This is a genomic window from Nonomuraea sp. NPDC003560 (assembly GCF_042878785.1).
In the GTDB taxonomy this organism is placed as follows: Bacteria; Actinomycetota; Actinomycetes; order Streptosporangiales; family Streptosporangiaceae; genus Nonomuraea.
The window spans coordinates 342,171-358,166 of record NZ_JBIAOF010000006.1 but is presented as its reverse complement, the minus strand read 5'-3'; the positions used below and the strand labels follow the sequence as shown (position 1 = coordinate 358,166).

Here is a 15,996-nt window from a genome sequence, read left to right as displayed (position 1 = left end):
CCGGGCTCTACTGGCTCACCTGGGCCCTGAAGCGCTCGTGGGCGGCCTGCTTGGAGATCCCCATGGCCTCCCCGATCTCCGCCCAGGAGGCGCCGTTGTCCCGCGCTCCGGCGACGGCCTGGTCGAGCAGCGTCCGCTGCCAGCTCTCCACCTGCGACAGCAGGGTGAGCGCGGCCAGCGGCCGATCGGCCGCGAGCTTGACGACCTGCTCGCACAGCAGGTTCGACTTGATCACCAGCCAGTTGGGCGGGGCGGCGGCGAGCAGCGGCGGCGTGTGCCTGCTCCACCACCGGTACTCCGCCTCCTTGGCCCCCTCCGGCGTCGCCGGATACCGCCGCCGATCGGTCCACCCGCACGAACAGGCGGCCTGATACCCGACGAACGTCCTGGTGAAGGCGCTGGACGACGAGGCCAGCTCCCCGTCGGGCAGGACGGGCGCGACGAAACCCTCGTGCCCGGGAAGCTCGGGTGTGCTCAGAGTCATAACCGTCAAGATATCCTGACGATTTCAGCTCCCGCCACCCGTGACGGCCATCAGGCACCGTCATCGGGGTTCAGCGTCTCGGCCACCTGGCGGTGCACCCGGGTGAGGGCGAGGACCAGCGCCAAGAGGATGACGTCCAGGATCAGCACGGACACCAGCGGCGGCAGCCGGCGCGCCGCGAGCCCGGTGGGGGTGAGCGAGAGCGAGGCGGTCGCCCTGTTCACCACCATCTTCCGTGACGGCCTCGACGCCCTGCACGGCTCCCTGACGGCCTGACCCGACCGGCTCAGCGCCCCGGGCGCCTGGCGACCAGCACCTCGGTGGTCAGCCGCTGCTCCCACCGGCCCGCGGGATTGCCGGCGAGCAGCGCCCGTCGCAGTGCTTCCACGAAGGCGGGCAGCCGGTCGCCGAGCCTGGCGGGTGAGCTGTAGGAGTAGGAGAGCTGGAGCCCGATCAGTCCGTCCACGTCCCACGTCAGCCGTCGGCTGAACACCCGGGACTCCAGGCTGCTGAAGGGCGAGGCGGCGAGCACGCCGCTGTGGTGCTCGCCGGTGGCGTGGAACGAACTGGCGGCGGTGTGGATGTCGAGGCCGAACTCCTCACACACCCGTCTCTCGATCGGCTGCCACGGTTGCGCGTCCGGCTGCCACGGCTCACCCCGCCGCCTCGCGGGGCCGACCAGTGCCACCACGCCGCCGGGCGGCAGCAGCGCGTCCAGCTCCACCAGCACGGACCGGCGGTCCATCCAGTGGAACGACCGTCCCATCACCACGTGATCGAACGGCGGCAACGCCCCCAGACCGGTCGAGTCGCCACGCAGCCAGACGATGTTCGCGACGTCCCCGGCCAGCCGCCTGCCCTCCGCCAGCATCTCCCGCGCCGGATCCACGGCGAGCACGGCCCCGACCCGCCGCGCCAGGGGGATCGCGATCGTCCCGGGGCCACAGCCGAGATCCAGCACCCGGCTGCCCGCGCCGAACGTCTTCGCCAGGTGCTCAGTCGTCGCCTGCCCGTGGCCTGGACGGTACCTGGCGTAGTACGGCGCGGCACTGCCGAACACATCGTCCATGAACCGGACCATAGAAGACCGGCCGGTCGAGGCGTCCGAAGGACGACACAACGCCAGAAGGGCCATGCCGTTGACCTGGCATGACCCTTCTGGACTGGCGGAGGATAGGGGATTTGAACCCCTGATAGGTTGCCCTATACACGCTTTCCAAGCGTGCGCCCTCGGCCACTAGGCGAATCCTCCGCCGACGAGCTTACCGGACTTCCGGCACTGCGGTGACCGCGATTTTTTCAGGACATGCTCAACCCGAACCGTGGAGCGAGCACTGCTGAGGCCGGTTAGACTGTCCAGGGACCCCTCGCGCGGCGTCATCCTGTGAACCTCCCCAGGGCCGGAAGGCAGCAAGGATAAGCGGGCTCTGGCGGGTGTGCGGGGGGTCTCTTCGTTGAGAGCCCCCTCGCAGGCGGGATGGTCGCATGAGCCTTGCGCTTTACCGCAAGTACCGACCCGGGACCTTCGCCGAGGTCAAGGGTCAGGAACACGTCACAGATCCGCTGCGACAGGCGTTGCGTACGGGCCGCATCAACCACGCGTACCTGTTCAGCGGCCCCCGCGGATGTGGCAAGACCTCCAGCGCGCGCATTCTCGCCCGCTCCCTCAACTGCGAGCAGGGCCCGACGCCCGACCCCTGCGGCACCTGCGAGTCGTGTGTGGCGCTCGCCCCGACCGGCCCCGGCCACCTCGACGTCATCGAGATCGACGCGGCCTCCCACGGTGGCGTCGACGACGCGCGTGACCTGCGCGAACGTGCCTTCTTCGCGCCCGTGTCGGCGCGCTACAAGATCTACATCATCGACGAGGCGCACATGGTGACCCGCGAGGGTTTCAACGCGCTGCTCAAGCTCGTCGAGGAGCCTCCGCCGCACCTGAAGTTCATCTTCGCGACGACCGAGCCGGAAAAGGTCATCGGCACCATCAAGTCGCGTACGCACCACTACCCGTTCAGGCTGATGCCGCCGGCGACGCTCAAGACGCTGATGGAGGAGATCCTCACCTCCGAGAGCGTGCCCTTCGAGCCGCCCGCCCTGCCGCTGGTCGTCCGCGCGGGCGCCGGCTCGGCCCGTGACTCGCTCTCCATCCTCGACCAGCTCCTCGCCGGGGCCGAGGACGACGGCATCACCTACGCCAAGGCCGTCTCCCTGCTCGGCTACACCGACGGCGACCTGCTCGACGAGGTCGTCAACGCGTTCGCCGCGCGCGACGGCGGCCAGGTGTTCCAGGCGGTCAACCGGGTGATCGAGGGCGGCCACGACCCGCGCCGCTTCGCCTCCGACCTGCTGGAGCGCTTCCGCGACCTGGTGATCCTGGCCAACGTGCCCGAGGCGGCGTCCAGCGGGCTGCTCGACCGTCCCGCCGACGAGCTGGAGCGGCTGGTGGGGCAGGCGTCCTCGATGGGGCCGGCCGAGCTCACCCGTGCGGCCGAGATCTTCAACGCGGGGCTCACCGAGATGCGCGGCGCCACCTCGCCGCGGCTGCTGCTCGAACTGATGTGCGCGCGCGTGCTGCTGCCGGGCGCCTCGCAGGGCGAGGCGTCCCTGCTCGCCCGGCTCGAACGTCTGGAGCGCGGCGGCACGGTCGCCCAGATGGCCTCCAGGGCGGGCGCGGTGACGATCCCGCGTCCGGCCGCCCCGGGCGGCGGCCACGACGTGCACGTTCCCGTCGCGCCCCCGGCTGTCTCCGTCGGTACGGCGGCGCCGGTCGGCGGCGACGCGGCGGTTCCGGAGCCTGCGACGCCCGCGGGGAGCAACGGTTCCGCCGGTGGGCAGGGGCCGGTGGGCGGCGGGGCCGACGACTGGCCCGAGCCCGTACGTCCCGGTTCGGCGGCGGCGGCTCCGGCCTCCGACGCGCCCGCACCCGTCGCTCAGGCGCCTGTCGCTCAGGCGCCCGCGGCGGCGGGCCCGGTCGCGGGCGGGGCGGGCGGCATGCAGCAGCAGTGGCCCGCCGTGCTGGCCGCGCTCAAGCAGCGCAGCATCGTGGTCTGGGCCAACGTCAGTACGAACGCCCAGGTCGTGGGCGTCGAAGGCAACCTGGTCACGCTCGGGTTCAGCCAGGTCGGCGCGATGAAGAACTTCACCGGCGGCGGCAAGGACGCCGTCGTGGCGACCGCGCTCGGCGACGTGCTCGGCGGCACCTGGCGGGTCGAGGCGGTGGTCGGCGGCTCTCCGGCGCCCCAGGCCACCCGCGGCCCCGCACGCCAGCAGCCGCCGTCGGGCGGCCACGGCGCCCCCGCTCCCCAGGCGGCCCCGGCCGCGAGCCAGGCGACGACCAGCCCGCAGGGCGGGACGGGCGTCCAGGCGACCTCCCAGGGGCGGTCCGGCTCGCACGGCGGTTCCCAGGACGACCAGGGCTCCCAGGACCCGGGCCAACCTCCGGCCGCCGTGTCAGCACGCCCGACCACCGAGTCCGCGCGCCCGACCACCGACGAGTCGTGGCCCGACGCGCCCGACGACCTCAGCCCCGGTTCCCCGCCGAGCCCCGACCCCACCCAGACCGTGACCGCCCGGCAGCCCGCCGCCGCGCCGGTCGGAGCGGGGCTGGCCGCCGCGCGGTCGGCCGCCAAGGCGGCCGCTCAGGCGGGTCCGCGCACCCCGGCGTCCCGCGCGGGTGGCACGGCGGCGTGGCCGAGCGCGATCCCGGGCCGTGACAAGGCCGCCGACGCCGACGACGTCGACCCGCTGAACGACGCGGACGCCGACGTCGACGCCGTCTCCGGCATGGCCCTGCTGCAACGCGAGCTCGGCGCCCAGGTCATCGGCGAGATCGACCACACCTGACCGCAAGCTCCCTCTGGACGGCTGTCAGGGGAAGAGGCGGGCGCGGGCGGCGGCCGAGCGGGGGTCCGTCGGCGGAAGGGCCGACAGGCGTTCCAGGATCTGGTAGTCGTCGCGGCCGTTGGGCGTCTGGGCGTAGGTCCACAGGTCGTCGGGCGAGCCGTGGCGCAGAAGGCACGCGCGTACCTGGGCTTCGAGCTCCTCGCGTTCGCGCCGGATGTCCGGCGACTCCGAGCGCGGCAGGAGCGGCCCGGGGTAGGCGCGGGCCAGCGCGGCGGTGTCGCCCGAGTCGAGCAGCCGGCGCACGCCGAGGAAGTCCGCCTCGACCGGGCAGACCAGCCGGTACGGCTTCGCCGCCAGCACCTCCCCGAGCTGGCCGCGCAGCCGGTGGATCTCGGCCCGGATGGTCACCGGGTTGCCGTCGTCGCCGTAGAGGTGGAAGGAGAGCTGGTCGGCCGACAGGCCCTGCGGGTGCAGGGCGAGCAGGGCGAGGATCTCGGCGTGGCGCAGCGAGAGCTGACGCGGGCGCTCGCCCAGGTCGGCCGTCGGGGTGCCCTCGCCCAGGCAGGTCAGGCGCAGGGTGGGCGGCGTCGCGGACGGCGTGTCGCGCAGGAGGTAGCCGTCGCAGAAGGGTTCGAGGAAGGCGACGCTGCCGTCACGCAGGATCATGCGCTGGCCGGACAGGGGGAGGCGGGCGCCGAGGCGGCCCATGGGGTCGCCCGAGATGACCCGGCCCGTGGGCGACAGCAGGATGCCGCCGCGGTTGCGCAGCGACTCGTAGCGGCGGCGCAGGCGTTCGTCGCGCTCGTGCATCCGTACGGCGAGCTGCGACTCGGCGAGCCTGGCCGTCGCGCCGACCAGGGCGACCGTCGCCGGATGCAGGGACCGAGCGATGCCGCTGACGTCGACGCAGCCGATGACGTCCCCCGACTCCGGATCGCTGATCGGCGCCGCGCTGCACGACCAGACGTGCAGCACCCGCATCAGGTGTTCCTCGGAGTAGACGTGCACCGGCCGGCCGGTGGCGAGCGCGGTGCCGATGCCGTTGGTGCCGGCCATGCACTCGCCCCAGTGATGGCCGTCGGCCAGGCCCACCTGGTCCGCATCGCGCAGGATGCCGCCTTTGCCCTCACGCCAGAGCACTCGCCCGTCACGGTCTGTGACGATCATGACGTGCTCGGCCTCGTCGGCCAGGCCGGCGAGCGTCTGGGCGAGCAGGGGCAGCAGCGGCCGCAGCGGATGAGCCTCGCGGATCTCGACGACGTCGGAGGACTCGCAGACCAAAGGGGCGCTCCGGCCATCCGGGTCGATCCCCGCCGCGAGCGATCGCCGCCACGAGGCCGTGATCAGGGTGCGGGGCGAATCGGGCGAGCTCTGCCCGGTAGCCGCCGCTTCGTGTGCTCCGCGTAGAAGACGGGAGTACGCATCGAGATGGCCGTAACTCATCGGTCACTCCAAGTAGTCAACAACGAGCATCCGTCCTGGCGGCGATATGCGCAAGCTGTTCAGGGGGATTGCGTAGGGTGATTGAATGAACGCAACGTGTGTGCAACGTTGGGCGCACTACCGTTCCGAAACACGCGTCGGCGTGGTGCGGCCGCTCCGTCCGACGTGATGGCCGGGTCTCGGACACTGGAGGGGGGCCGAGATCCGGCCATGACAAAGGTCCGTGACGAATGGCCTGGAGGGAAACATGGGGAGCCCTCCCAGTACATGACGCCGCCCAAACACCGTAGGCTCGTGGCAGTCAAGAACCGGAGCCACGAGGAGCGCACGACGGTGAACCCAGGGGATGTCAACCTGCAGCAGCTGCTGGAGCAGGCTCAGCTCATGCAGCAGCAGCTTGTGAGCGCCCAGCAGGAGCTCAACGACGCGCAGATCGAGGGCTCGTCGGGCGGCGGCATGGTCACTGCCGTCGTCAACGGCTCAGGTGAGCTGCTCGAACTCAAGATCGACCCGAGCGTGATCGACGCGGCCGACCCGCAGGACACCGCCGACACGATCGCCGACCTGGTGATCGCGGCCGTCCGCGACGCGGTGCGCGCCGCCGCCGACCTGCAGCAGGAGAAGCTCGGCCCGCTCGCCCAAGGTCTGGGCGGCGGCGGACTCGGACAGCTGCCAGGGTTCTAGGCATGTACGAAGGGGTCGTCCAGAACCTGATCGACGAGCTCGGCATGCTGCCCGGGGTCGGTCCCAAGAGCGCGCAGCGCATCGCGTTCCACCTGCTGGCGGCCGACCCGGCCGACGTCAAGCGGCTGGCGCACGCGCTGCTCGAAGTCAAGGACAAGGTGCGCTTCTGCCGGGTGTGCGGCAACGTGGCCTCCGAGGAGGAGTGCCGCATCTGCCGCGACCCGCGGCGCGACACGCACGTCATCTGCGTGGTCGAGGAGTCGAAGGACGTCGTGGCGATCGAGAAGACGCGCGAGTACCGCGGCACGTACCACGTGCTCGGCGGCGCGATCAGCCCGATCGACGGCATCGGCCCCGACGACCTGCGCATCCGCGAGCTCATGACGCGCCTGGCCGACGGGCGGGTCACCGAGCTCATCCTCGCCACCGACCCCAACCTCGAAGGCGAGGCGACCGCTACCTACCTCGCCCGTCTGGTCAAGCCGATGGGCATCAAAGTGACACGACTCGCCAGCGGCCTGCCGGTGGGCGGTGACCTCGAGTACGCCGACGAGGTGACCCTGGGCCGTGCTTTCGAAGGACGGAGGCTCCTGGATGTCTGATATGTGGGATGTGCTGGCCGAAGAGATCGCCGCGCACGCGCAGAACTACGTCGACGGCCTGACCAGGGTCGCCGGCGGCGAGGGCGGCGACGCGATCTGGTCGCTGCTCCTGGTGGAGGTCGCGCAGGTGAGCCTGGCCGGCGCCAAGCTCGGCGCCAACCGCGACGTGATCCTGTCGGGCAACTACGAGCCGCCGATGAGCGAGGACCCCGACATCGACGGCGTGCGCACGGCGCTGGCCGAGCGGCTGGAGGCGGTCGACGACTACGCCGAGGTGTTCGACCCGTACAAGGACACGTCGGTCACGCCGTACCGGCTGTCGGACGACCTGACCGCGGTGGCCGCCGACCTCATCCACGGGCTGCGTCACTTCCACGCGGGCCGTCCGCACGAGGCGCTGTGGTGGTGGCAGTACTCCTACTTCAACACCTGGGGCAACCACGCGGGCGCGGCGATGCGCGCGCTGCAGGCCCTCGCCGCGCACTCGCGGCTCGACGTGGCGGAGGAAGCCACCACCGTGTGATGATCATCCACATAGTGGTATGAACCATCAGGCCCATAAGAGGCCCCCAGTAGACTGGCAGTTCACAGTCCAGACCGGGAGACTCTCGTGGCGCTCGTTGTGCAAAAGTACGGTGGTTCGTCCGTCGCCGACGCGTCCTGCATCAAGCGGGTCGCGCAGCGGATCGTCGCGACGAAAAAAACCGGCAACGACGTGGTCGTGATCGTCTCCGCGATGGGCGACACGACGGATGAGCTGCTCGACCTGGCCGAGCAGGTGTCGCCGCTGCCTCCGGGCCGCGAGCTCGACATGTTGCTGACCTCCGGAGAGCGCATCTCGATGGCTCTGCTGGCCATGGCGATCGCCAACCTCGGTCACGAGGCGCGCTCGTTCACCGGCTCGCAGGCCGGCGTGATCACCGACTCCACCCACGGCAAGGCGCGCATCATCGACGTGACGCCGGGCCGCATCCGTGAGGCGCTCGACCAGGGCCACATCGCGATCGTGGCCGGGTTCCAGGGCGTCTCGCAGGACACCAAGGACATCACCACGCTGGGCCGCGGCGGCTCCGACACCACCGCGGTCGCGCTCGCGGCGGCCCTGGAGGCCGACGTCTGCGAGATCTACACCGACGTCGACGGCATCTTCACGGCCGACCCCCGCATCGTGCCCGTCGCCCGCAAGATCCCCAAGATCTCGTACGACGAGATGATGGAGATGGCGGCCTGCGGCGCGAAGATCCTGCATCTGCGCTGCGTCGAGTACGCTCGGCGGTTCGACCTGCCGATCCACGTACGCAGTTCGTTCAGCACCACGGAAGGCACGTGGGTCGTCTCCGACCCTTACACCGAAGGAACCGAGATGGAGCAGCCGATCATCTCCGGCGTCGCGCACGACCGGAGCGAGGCCAAGATCACTGTTGTCGGGGTCCCCGACAAGGTCGGCGAGGCTGCCTCGATCTTCAAAACGCTGGCCGACGCCGAGATCAACATCGACATGATCGTCCAGAACGTCTCGGCCGCGGCCACGGGCCGCACGGACATCTCCTTCACGCTGCCCACGGCCGACAGCCAGGTGGCGCTGACCGCGCTGAAGAAGATCCAGGGCCGCATCGGCTACGAGTCGCTGCTCTTCGACGACCAGATCGGGAAGGTGTCGCTGATCGGCGCGGGCATGCGCTCGCACCCCGGCGTCACGGCGACGTTCTTCGCGGCCCTCGCCGACGCGGGGGTCAACATCGAGATGATCTCCACCTCGGAGATCCGCATCTCGGTGATCGTCGAGCAGGACGGTGTCGACGCGGCCGTGGCGGCCGCCCACCGTGCCTTCGATCTCGACGCCGACCAGGTCGAAGCTGTGGTTTACGGAGGTAGCGGACGATGAGCAGGCCCAATCTCGCCCTGATCGGCGCCACCGGCGCCGTGGGCACCGTCATGCGGGACATCGTGTCCAGCCGGCAGGACATCTGGGGCGAGATCCGTCTCGTCGCCTCCCCGCGCTCGGCGGGCAAGGTGCTGAGCGTGCGCGGCGAGGACGTCGTGGTCCAGGCGCTCGCGCCCGAGGTCTTCGACGGCATCGACATCGCCATCTTCGACGTGCCCGACGAGGTGTCGGCCGTGTGGGTGCCGATCGCGGCCGAGCGCGGCGCGATCGCGATCGACAAGTCCGGCACGTTCCGCATGGAGCCCGACGTGCCGCTGGTGGTGCCCGAGGTCAACCCGCTCGACGCGCGGCAGCGGCCCAGGAACATCATCTCGACCCCCAACTGCACCACGCTGTCGATGATGGCGGCCATGGGCGCGCTGCACGCCGAGTACGTGCTCAAGGAGCTCGTCGTCGCCTCCTACCAGGCGGTGTCGGGCGCGGGCGTGGCCGGCTCGGCCCGGCTCTACGACGAGGTCGAGGCCCTGGCCGGCGACCGTTCGCTCGGCCAGACGGCCGGCGACGTGCGTAAGGCGCTGGCCGGCAAGCTGCCCGACGAGTCGCCGTTCCCGGCGCCGATCGCGTTCAACGTGGTGCCGTGGGCGGGCTCGTACAAGGACGGCGGCTGGGCGTCCGAGGAGCTCAAGCTGCGCAACGAGTCGCGCAAGATCCTCGGCATCCCCGACCTGAAGGTCTCGGCGACCTGCGTCCGCGTGCCGGTGATCACCACCCACTCGCTGGCCGTGCACGCCCGCTTCGAGCGTGAGATCACGGTCGAGGACGCCCACCGCGTGCTCTCGGCGGCGCCGACGGTGGTGCTGATGGACGACCCGGCCAACGGCGTCTTCCCGACGCCGCTCGAAGTGGTCGGCAACGACCCGACCTACGTGGGCCGCGTCCGCCAGGCGATCGACTTCCCGAACACGCTCGACCTGTTCGTCTGCGGCGACAACCTGCGCAAGGGCGCCGCGCTCAACGCGGCTGAGATCGCCGAGCTGGTGGCCTCCGAGCTGTAGCCCGGCCCGACTCCGTGGGGACGCCGTGCGGGTGTGCGGCGTCCTTCGCGTTTTCCCGGAGGGTTCTGTCGCCTTCTCCGAGGGGTCGCGTCTTCCGGCGATTCGTGCTTTCCCGGCGGGGCGTGTTCTCCCGCGGGCGGGGCCTGTCACCGGAAGAGGATGTCCCAGTGGCTGCTCTCGTTGGCGAAGACGGTTCCGGTGGCGGAGCGGTAGAGCGCGGCGCCGTCGCCGCGGACCCCCGTCTTGCGGTGGTGCCTGGTGATGTAGCGGTCGATGCACGCGTTGTGCGTGATGTCGAGCTTGTAGCCGTTTCCGTGGCTGTACTGGCCGGGCGCGTGACCCGCCTCGGTGCCGCCGGTCACCATGACCGGGCAGCCGCTGTCATGCTTGAGGTCGATGATCCGGGCGATCGTGCCGGCCCTTACGGAGTCGAGCGAGGTGCAGTGGTGCATGTGGCGGCTCGTACAGTGGCCCGACGACTTCGTGCGCAGGCCCGAGCTCTTGAGCCAGCGGGCGGCCAGGGCGTGGGTCATGTGCATGGCGGCCTGCCTGGGCAGCACACGCGCCAGATCAAGCTGAGATCGCTTCTGCGACCTCTGTGGCCGGCTCTGAGGCGCCACCGCCTCCTCGACGCTCGCGGGCCTCGTGACGGCTTCTGAGCGCTCGGCGCGGTCCTGCATGTCCGACTGCGCGGCGAACGCGTCCTCGGCCTCGGCCCAGGCGTCCTCCGTCTCCTCGGAGTCCTCCTTCGACAGCTGTGACTTGGCGGACGCGGGGTCCGCCTGGTGCTGCTCGACCTGGTATGTCTCCGCCACGGCCGCCTCGACGGCGGCCTGCCGGATGTTCGTCCACGGTCCGTCGATCCCCTCCGGGAACCACAGGGACAGGTCGAGCATCCCCCCGGTCTCGTCAGGACGGTTGAACGGTGTTGGCGCCTGAACCCGCTCTCCACCTGATGGGTGGGAGGCGGCGGAAGCGGCCGACGCCAGCGCGATTATGGTGATCTGAATGCCGAGGAGCGCCACCACGAAGGTGCGCGCTGTTCCACGTATCCACATGTCGATGCCTTTTCGCGGAAAAGAGCCCTTCCGCCTGAAACGACAATCCCACCATTCCCAGGAGATAACTCATGTCTCATAGTCATCTTTGCCCTGTGGCGGCGATCACCGTGCCACTCCATGACCCACCGCGCTTTCAAGACGTAAAGTGACGAACGTGTCCGAAGCCCGAAACAGAGGATCGGAGAGCACCCGAGAGGTCATCGTCGAGACGGCCTTGCGACTGTTCCGTGAGCGTGGCTTCGACGCGACGACCATGCGCGCCATCGCCGCCGAGGCAGGGGTGTCAGTGGGCAACGCCTACTACTACTTCGAGAGCAAGGAGGCGCTGATCCAGGCCTACTACGACCGTGCGCAGGCCGAGCACGAGCAGGCCTGCCGGGAGTTCCTGGCCACGGAGAGGTCGTTCGCCGCGCGGCTGAGCGGGGTGCTGCGCGAGTGGGTGCGCGTGTCGGAGCCGTACCACGAGTTCGCGGTGAAGTTCTTCAAGCACGCGGCCGAGCCGACGAACCCGCTGAGCCCGTTCAGCGCGCAGTCGTCGCCGGCGCGGGAGGCGTCCATCGGGATCTACCGCGAGGTGGTCGAGGGGTCGAAGGACCGGATGAACGCCGAGCTGCGGGCGGAGCTGCCGGAGCTGCTGTGGTTGTTGTCGATGGGCATGGTGCTGTTCTGGGTGCACGACACCTCGCCGGGGTGCGCGCGGACGTACCGGCTGATCGAGGTCACGGTGCCGCTGGTGGACCGGCTGGTGGGGCTGTCGCATCTGCCCGGGTTGCAGGGGATCACGAAGGACTTCATCGCCGCGGTGCACGAATTGCGGGCCTAGGGGGCTCCTTGCGGTGACATACCGCTTGGTATGGTCGGCTCACCGTCGCCGAACCGGAGGCCATGAATGACGCCGAACTGGGGCATGACCATCCCCTTCTACGACCGTTCCCTGGCCAGGTCGCAGGAGCTGATCGCGGAGCTGCCGGGCCTCGGCTACACCGACGCCTGGTCGGCCGAGGTCAACGGGAACGACGGGTTCGTCCCGCTGGCGATGGCCACGCAGTGGGCGCCGGGGATGCGGCTCGGGAGCGCGATCGTCCCGGTCTCCACGCGGGGGCCGGGGCTGCTGGCCATGTCCGCGGCCACCCTGGCCGACCTGGCCCCCGGCCGGTTCGTGCTCGGCATCGGCTCCTCCTCGCCGGCGATCGTCGAGCGGTGGAACGCCGTGGAGTTCGCCAAGCCGTACGCCCGCACCCGTGACACGCTGCGCTTCCTGCGGAGGGCGCTGGCGGGGGAGAAGGTCTCCGAGCGGTACGAGACGTTCGAGATCAAGGGCTTCAAGCTGGAACGGGCGCCGAAGACCGCCCCCAAGATCGTGCTGGCCGCCCTGCGGCCCCGGATGTTGCGCCTGGCCGCCGAGGAGGCCGACGGCGCGATCACCAACTGGCTCGCCCCCGAGGACGTGCCCAAGGTGCGCGCCGAGATCGGCCCGGACACCGAGCTGATCGCCCGCCTGTTCGTCTGCGTGAGCGAGGACGCCGACAAGGTGCGCGAGATGGCCAGGTGGATGCTGGCGGGCTACCTGACCGTGCCCGCCTACGCCGCCTTCCACGACTGGCTGGGCCGGGGCGAGGTGCTGCGTCCCATGCACGAGGCGTGGGCGGCGGGCGACCGCCAGGCCGCGCTCAAGGCCATCCCCGACGAGGTGGTCGACGCCCTCGTCGTGTACGGCGACGCCGCCACCTGCCGGGCCAGGATCCGCCAGTACGTCGACAACGGGCTCGACACGCCGGTGCTCGCGCCCATCCCCGGCGGCGAGGTGCCGATCGAGCAGGCCGTGCGCGACCTGGCCCCGGTCCGGGAGGGCTGATGGACGACGTGCTGCGGCTCGACGCCGTCGGCCAGGCCCAGGCGGTCAGGGACGGGCAGGTGTCGGCCCGCGAGCTGGCCGAGGCCGCCATCGCCGCCGTCGAGGCGCACGACGGCGAGCTCAACGCCGTCGTGCACCGGCGGTTCGAGCGGGCGCTGGCCGAGATCGACGGCCTCCCGGCGGACGCGCCCTTCCGCGGCGTGCCGATCCTGCTGAAGGACCTGGGCTGGCGGCAGGCCGGCGAGCCGTACGCCGCGGGCTCGCGCGTGCGCGACGACCTGGACACCGCCGAGGACGGTCACGGCGTCGTGCGCCTGCGCCGGGCCGGTTTCGTGCTGCTGGGCCGGACGAACACCCCCGAGTTCGGCAGCACGGTCACGACCGAGCCGGTGGCGTACGGCCCCACCCGCAACCCCTACGACCCGGCGTACTCGGCGGGCGGGTCGAGCGGCGGTTCGGCGGCGGCGGTGGCCGCGGGCATGGTCGCGCTGGCCACGGCGAGCGACGGCGGCGGCTCGATCCGCGTCCCGGCCTCGTTGTGCGGCCTGGTGGGGCTCAAGCCGACGCGCGGGCGGCTGAGCATGGGCCCGTCCATGGGCGAGGGCTGGAGCGGCTTCTCCTGCCCCGGCTTCGTGAGCAGGACCGTGCGCGACACGGCGGCCGCGCTCGACGCGGTCTCCGGCTACGAGCCGGGCGACCCCTACGACGCGCCGGCGCTGCCCGGCCCCCTGACCGCCGAACTGCACGCCGACCCGGGACGGCTGCGCATCGGCTTCCTGACCACCCACCCGCGGCCGGACGTGCCCGCCGACCCCGGCCTGGCCGAGGCCGTCACCCGGGCGGCGGCGCTGCTGGAGAGCCTCGGTCACGACGTGACCCCCGGCGGCCCGCCGGCGCTCGCCGAGCCGGAGTTCGCCCGGCACTTCGGCGCCATCGTCGCCAACAACCTCGCCGCGCACGTCGTGAGCCTGGGCGCGGCCCGTGGCAGGCCGGTGGAGCTGCACGAGCTCGAACCGCGCAACGCGGCCATGGTCACCGCCGCCCGTGCCAACAGCGCGGCCGACCACATCCTGGCCACCCAGTGGGTGGACGGCTTCCGCCGCCGCATGGCCTCCTGGTGGGCGGGGGGCAACGACCTGCTGCTGATGCCGTCGTCGGGGGCGGCGCCGTTCCGGCTCGGCTGGATCCCGCCCGCCGATCTCAGCACCGCCTTCGGCAGGACCGCGCAGGTGGTGGCCTACACCTCGCCGATCAACGCGACCGGCCAGCCCGCCGTCTCGCTGCCGCTGCACAGGGACGCGGCGGGCATGCCGGTCGGCGTGCAGCTCGTGGCGGCGGCCGGACGGGAGGATCTGCTGATCCGGGTGGCCGCGCAGATCGAGCAGGTCAGGCCGTTCGAGCACGCCGCCATGCGCTGATCGTCAGGAACCCCTCACCCGGCTGACGCGTTATGTCGTGAGAAGCCGGGGGTAGGAGGATCCTCATGATGGCGAAGGCAGCACGGGCAGCGGCGGCGTGGCGGACGTACCGTGAGGTGACCAAGCCTGGCACGCCGGGGATGTTGGCCAGGGTGCGGGCGATCCCGCGCATGATCGGCGCGGTCACCCGCGGCCGCTACGACGGCATGGGCAAGGGCAAGCTCGCCCTGATGGCGCTCGGCGTGGTCTACATCCTGTCGCCGGTAGACGTCATCCCCGACTTCCTGGTGCTCGTCGGGGTGGCCGACGACTTCGGCGTGTTCCTGTGGCTGATCGCCTCGCTGCTCGGCGAGAGCGGTCGCTACGTCGAGCACGAGCGCAAGGTCATCCAGGCCAGGCTGGTCGAGGACGAGGGTTAGATCTCCTCCATCCGCAACCAGGCGCGCGAGGGCAGCGGGTGCCCGAACAGGCGGGCGGCGTTGCCGTAGGCGACCCTGGCGATGTCGGCGGGCGGCAGCGCGCCGAGGTTCGCGGCCACGGCCTTCTGGGTGTCGGGCCAGGTCGAGTCGGAGTGCGGGTAACCGCTCTCCTGGAGCACGTGGTCGAGGCCGACCGCGAGCCGCACGCCGGACAGCGCGTGGTCGTCGAGCGTGCCGAAGAAGAAGTTGCGGCGCAGCACCTCGCTGGGCTTGAGGCCGCCGTCCCAGGCGGCCTCGCCCGCGACCGGGTGGTCGAGCGCGTAGTCGGCGCGCTCGGCCAGCATCGGCAGCCAGCCGACGCCGCCCTCGACGATGAGGATGCGCAGCCCGGGGAAACGCAGCGGCAGGCCCGACCAGAGCCAGTCGGCGCAGGCGAACATGGCGCTGGTGGGCATCAGCGTGGTGATGGCCTCGATGGGCGTGTCGGGGGAGGGCACGGGCGACCAGGAGGAGTCGCCGGTGTGCAGGGCCACGACCGTGCCGGTCTCCTCGCAGGCGGCGAAGAACGGGTCCCAGTGGCCGGTGTGGATCGACGGCAGCCTGAGCCTGGTCGGGAACTCGGGGAAGACCACGGCCTTGAAACCGCGGGCGGCGTTGGCCCTGATCTCCTTGGCGGCGATGTCGGGATCGGGCAGCCAGGGCAGTTGCAGGCCGATGATCCGCTCGGGGTAGGTGCCGGCCCAGACGTCGATGTGCCAGTCGTTCCACGCCTTGACCAGGGCGAGGCCGAGCTCCTGGTCGCGGGTGCGGGCGAACGGCATGCCCGCCTGGCCGGCCAGCATGCCGGGGAAGCACAGCGCGGCCCAGATGCCGGCGACGTCCATGTCCTGGACGCGGGCCTCGATGTCGTGGCAGCCGGGACGCATCTGCTCGAACCTGACCGGATCCAGGGTCCACTGCTCGCGCGGCAGCCCGGCGCCCACGTCGATGCCCGCGCACGGGTACGTGGCCCCGCCGTAGCGCCAGACCTGGTGACCGGCGTCCGTCTCCACGACCTTGGGCGCGACGTCGGCGTATTTCTCCGGGAGCCTGTCCTCGAAGAGGTCAGGAGGCTCGATCAGGTGATCGTCGGCAGAGATGATCACATAGTCGCGCCGCCGGGGGTCAGGGTCGGGGAGCAGCGGCGTAGTCACGCAGGTAACCGTACGACGGCGGCATAACGTCGAACAAGCTGCGACGTATCCGTT

The 15,996-nt window shown here is 71.1% G+C and carries 16 protein-coding genes, 1 tRNA gene and 1 other RNA gene; 11 read left to right on the top strand and 7 right to left on the bottom strand.

The window, feature by feature from the left end:
- Nucleotides 1-7 precede the first annotated feature (7 nt).
- The 4 genes from ACFYUV_RS25260 to ACFYUV_RS25245 form a co-directional block, all read right to left on the bottom strand.
- Nucleotides 8-484 (bottom strand): hypothetical protein, encoded by a 477-nt coding sequence (locus tag ACFYUV_RS25260; RefSeq protein ID WP_387671730.1) that lies wholly within the window; start codon nucleotides 482-484, stop codon nucleotides 8-10.
- Nucleotides 485-534: 50 nt separating this feature from the next.
- Nucleotides 535-708 carry a hypothetical protein gene (locus tag ACFYUV_RS25255; RefSeq protein WP_387671728.1) on the bottom strand — a complete coding sequence of 58 codons (174 nt, stop codon included), beginning with the start codon at nucleotides 706-708 and terminating at the stop codon, nucleotides 535-537.
- Between the two features lie 62 nt (nucleotides 709-770).
- Complete coding sequence (locus tag ACFYUV_RS25250) at nucleotides 771-1,553, bottom strand: class I SAM-dependent methyltransferase (RefSeq protein WP_387671727.1); 783 nt, start codon at nucleotides 1,551-1,553, stop codon at nucleotides 771-773.
- Between the two features lie 95 nt (nucleotides 1,554-1,648).
- Nucleotides 1,649-1,736, bottom strand: a tRNA-Ser gene (locus tag ACFYUV_RS25245).
- A 106-nt stretch (nucleotides 1,737-1,842) separates the two neighbouring features.
- Here ACFYUV_RS25245 and ffs point away from each other — a divergent pair.
- Nucleotides 1,843-1,938: signal recognition particle sRNA small type (ffs, locus tag ACFYUV_RS25240), an RNA gene on the top strand.
- A gap of 31 nt (nucleotides 1,939-1,969) precedes the next feature.
- The gene (locus ACFYUV_RS25235) at nucleotides 1,970-4,327 is read left to right on the top strand and encodes a DNA polymerase III subunit gamma and tau (protein ID WP_387671725.1); all 2,358 of its coding nucleotides are present in this window, start codon (nucleotides 1,970-1,972) and stop codon (nucleotides 4,325-4,327) included.
- A 24-nt stretch (nucleotides 4,328-4,351) separates the two neighbouring features.
- On the opposite strand, the gene ACFYUV_RS25230 is transcribed toward ACFYUV_RS25235, so the two are convergent.
- A complete protein-coding gene (locus ACFYUV_RS25230; protein WP_387671723.1) occupies nucleotides 4,352-5,608 on the bottom strand; it encodes a GAF domain-containing protein in 1,257 nt (418 codons plus the stop codon).
- Between the two features lie 495 nt (nucleotides 5,609-6,103).
- Here ACFYUV_RS25230 and ACFYUV_RS25225 point away from each other — a divergent pair, with 495 nt between their 5' ends.
- The 5 genes from ACFYUV_RS25225 to ACFYUV_RS25205 all read left to right on the top strand — a co-directional run bounded on the left by ACFYUV_RS25225 (nucleotide 6,104) and on the right by ACFYUV_RS25205 (nucleotide 9,996).
- The gene (locus ACFYUV_RS25225) at nucleotides 6,104-6,454 is read left to right on the top strand and encodes a YbaB/EbfC family nucleoid-associated protein (RefSeq protein WP_125640519.1); all 351 of its coding nucleotides are present in this window, start codon (nucleotides 6,104-6,106) and stop codon (nucleotides 6,452-6,454) included.
- A gap of 2 nt (nucleotides 6,455-6,456) precedes the next feature.
- Nucleotides 6,457-7,056: a recombination mediator RecR gene (recR, locus tag ACFYUV_RS25220; protein ID WP_125640516.1), complete on the top strand. Its 600-nt coding sequence runs from the start codon at nucleotides 6,457-6,459 to the stop codon at nucleotides 7,054-7,056.
- A complete protein-coding gene (locus tag ACFYUV_RS25215; RefSeq protein ID WP_352362187.1) occupies nucleotides 7,049-7,579 on the top strand; it encodes a DUF5063 domain-containing protein in 531 nt (176 codons plus the stop codon). The genes recR and ACFYUV_RS25215 overlap by 8 nt, the downstream gene beginning before the upstream one ends.
- Before the next feature lie 87 nt (nucleotides 7,580-7,666).
- A complete protein-coding gene (locus tag ACFYUV_RS25210; RefSeq protein ID WP_352318411.1) occupies nucleotides 7,667-8,941 on the top strand; it encodes an aspartate kinase in 1,275 nt (424 codons plus the stop codon).
- Complete coding sequence (locus ACFYUV_RS25205) at nucleotides 8,938-9,996, top strand: aspartate-semialdehyde dehydrogenase (protein WP_387671721.1); 1,059 nt, start codon at nucleotides 8,938-8,940, stop codon at nucleotides 9,994-9,996. Before ACFYUV_RS25210 ends, ACFYUV_RS25205 begins: the two co-directional genes overlap by 4 nt.
- Before the next feature lie 146 nt (nucleotides 9,997-10,142).
- On the opposite strand, the gene ACFYUV_RS25200 is transcribed toward ACFYUV_RS25205, so the two are convergent.
- Nucleotides 10,143-10,892 carry a hypothetical protein gene (locus ACFYUV_RS25200; protein WP_387671719.1) on the bottom strand — a complete coding sequence of 250 codons (750 nt, stop codon included), beginning with the start codon at nucleotides 10,890-10,892 and terminating at the stop codon, nucleotides 10,143-10,145.
- Nucleotides 10,893-11,211: 319 nt separating this feature from the next.
- On the opposite strand from ACFYUV_RS25200, the gene ACFYUV_RS25195 reads away from it, so the two are divergent.
- The 4 genes from ACFYUV_RS25195 (at nucleotide 11,212) to ACFYUV_RS25180 (ending at nucleotide 14,749) form a co-directional block, all read left to right on the top strand.
- On the top strand, nucleotides 11,212-11,880 hold the full coding sequence (locus ACFYUV_RS25195) for a TetR family transcriptional regulator (protein ID WP_357973867.1): 669 nt from the start codon (nucleotides 11,212-11,214) through the stop codon (nucleotides 11,878-11,880).
- 66 nt (nucleotides 11,881-11,946) lie between these two features.
- On the top strand, nucleotides 11,947-12,912 hold the full coding sequence (locus tag ACFYUV_RS25190) for an LLM class F420-dependent oxidoreductase (RefSeq protein WP_387671717.1): 966 nt from the start codon (nucleotides 11,947-11,949) through the stop codon (nucleotides 12,910-12,912).
- Entirely contained in the window at nucleotides 12,912-14,330 is a 1,419-nt protein-coding gene (locus ACFYUV_RS25185) for an amidase (protein WP_387671716.1), read from the top strand. Before ACFYUV_RS25190 ends, ACFYUV_RS25185 begins: the two co-directional genes overlap by 1 nt.
- A 65-nt stretch (nucleotides 14,331-14,395) precedes the next feature.
- Nucleotides 14,396-14,749: a YkvA family protein gene (locus tag ACFYUV_RS25180; protein WP_387671714.1), complete on the top strand. Its 354-nt coding sequence runs from the start codon at nucleotides 14,396-14,398 to the stop codon at nucleotides 14,747-14,749.
- Here the strand turns inward: ACFYUV_RS25180 and ACFYUV_RS25175 are convergent.
- A complete protein-coding gene (locus ACFYUV_RS25175; RefSeq protein ID WP_352362172.1) occupies nucleotides 14,746-15,942 on the bottom strand; it encodes an amidohydrolase family protein in 1,197 nt (398 codons plus the stop codon). The genes ACFYUV_RS25180 and ACFYUV_RS25175 overlap by 4 nt on opposite strands.
- Nucleotides 15,943-15,996 lie beyond the last annotated feature (54 nt).

Coding starts and splice junctions, on each gene's coding strand:
- ACFYUV_RS25260 (WP_387671730.1), bottom strand. CDS start 484: ATGACTCTGAGCACACCCGAGCTTCCCGGGCACGAGGGTTTCGTCGCG.
- recR (WP_125640516.1), top strand. CDS start 6,457: ATGTACGAAGGGGTCGTCCAGAACCTGATCGACGAGCTCGGCATGCTG.
- ACFYUV_RS25235 (WP_387671725.1), top strand. CDS start 1,970: ATGAGCCTTGCGCTTTACCGCAAGTACCGACCCGGGACCTTCGCCGAG.
- ACFYUV_RS25200 (WP_387671719.1), bottom strand. CDS start 10,892: ATGCTCGACCTGTCCCTGTGGTTCCCGGAGGGGATCGACGGACCGTGG.
- ACFYUV_RS25205 (WP_387671721.1), top strand. CDS start 8,938: ATGAGCAGGCCCAATCTCGCCCTGATCGGCGCCACCGGCGCCGTGGGC.
- ACFYUV_RS25215 (WP_352362187.1), top strand. CDS start 7,049: ATGTCTGATATGTGGGATGTGCTGGCCGAAGAGATCGCCGCGCACGCG.
- ACFYUV_RS25180 (WP_387671714.1), top strand. CDS start 14,396: ATGATGGCGAAGGCAGCACGGGCAGCGGCGGCGTGGCGGACGTACCGT.
- ACFYUV_RS25185 (WP_387671716.1), top strand. CDS start 12,912: ATGGACGACGTGCTGCGGCTCGACGCCGTCGGCCAGGCCCAGGCGGTC.
- ACFYUV_RS25190 (WP_387671717.1), top strand. CDS start 11,947: ATGACGCCGAACTGGGGCATGACCATCCCCTTCTACGACCGTTCCCTG.
- ACFYUV_RS25250 (WP_387671727.1), bottom strand. CDS start 1,553: ATGGACGATGTGTTCGGCAGTGCCGCGCCGTACTACGCCAGGTACCGT.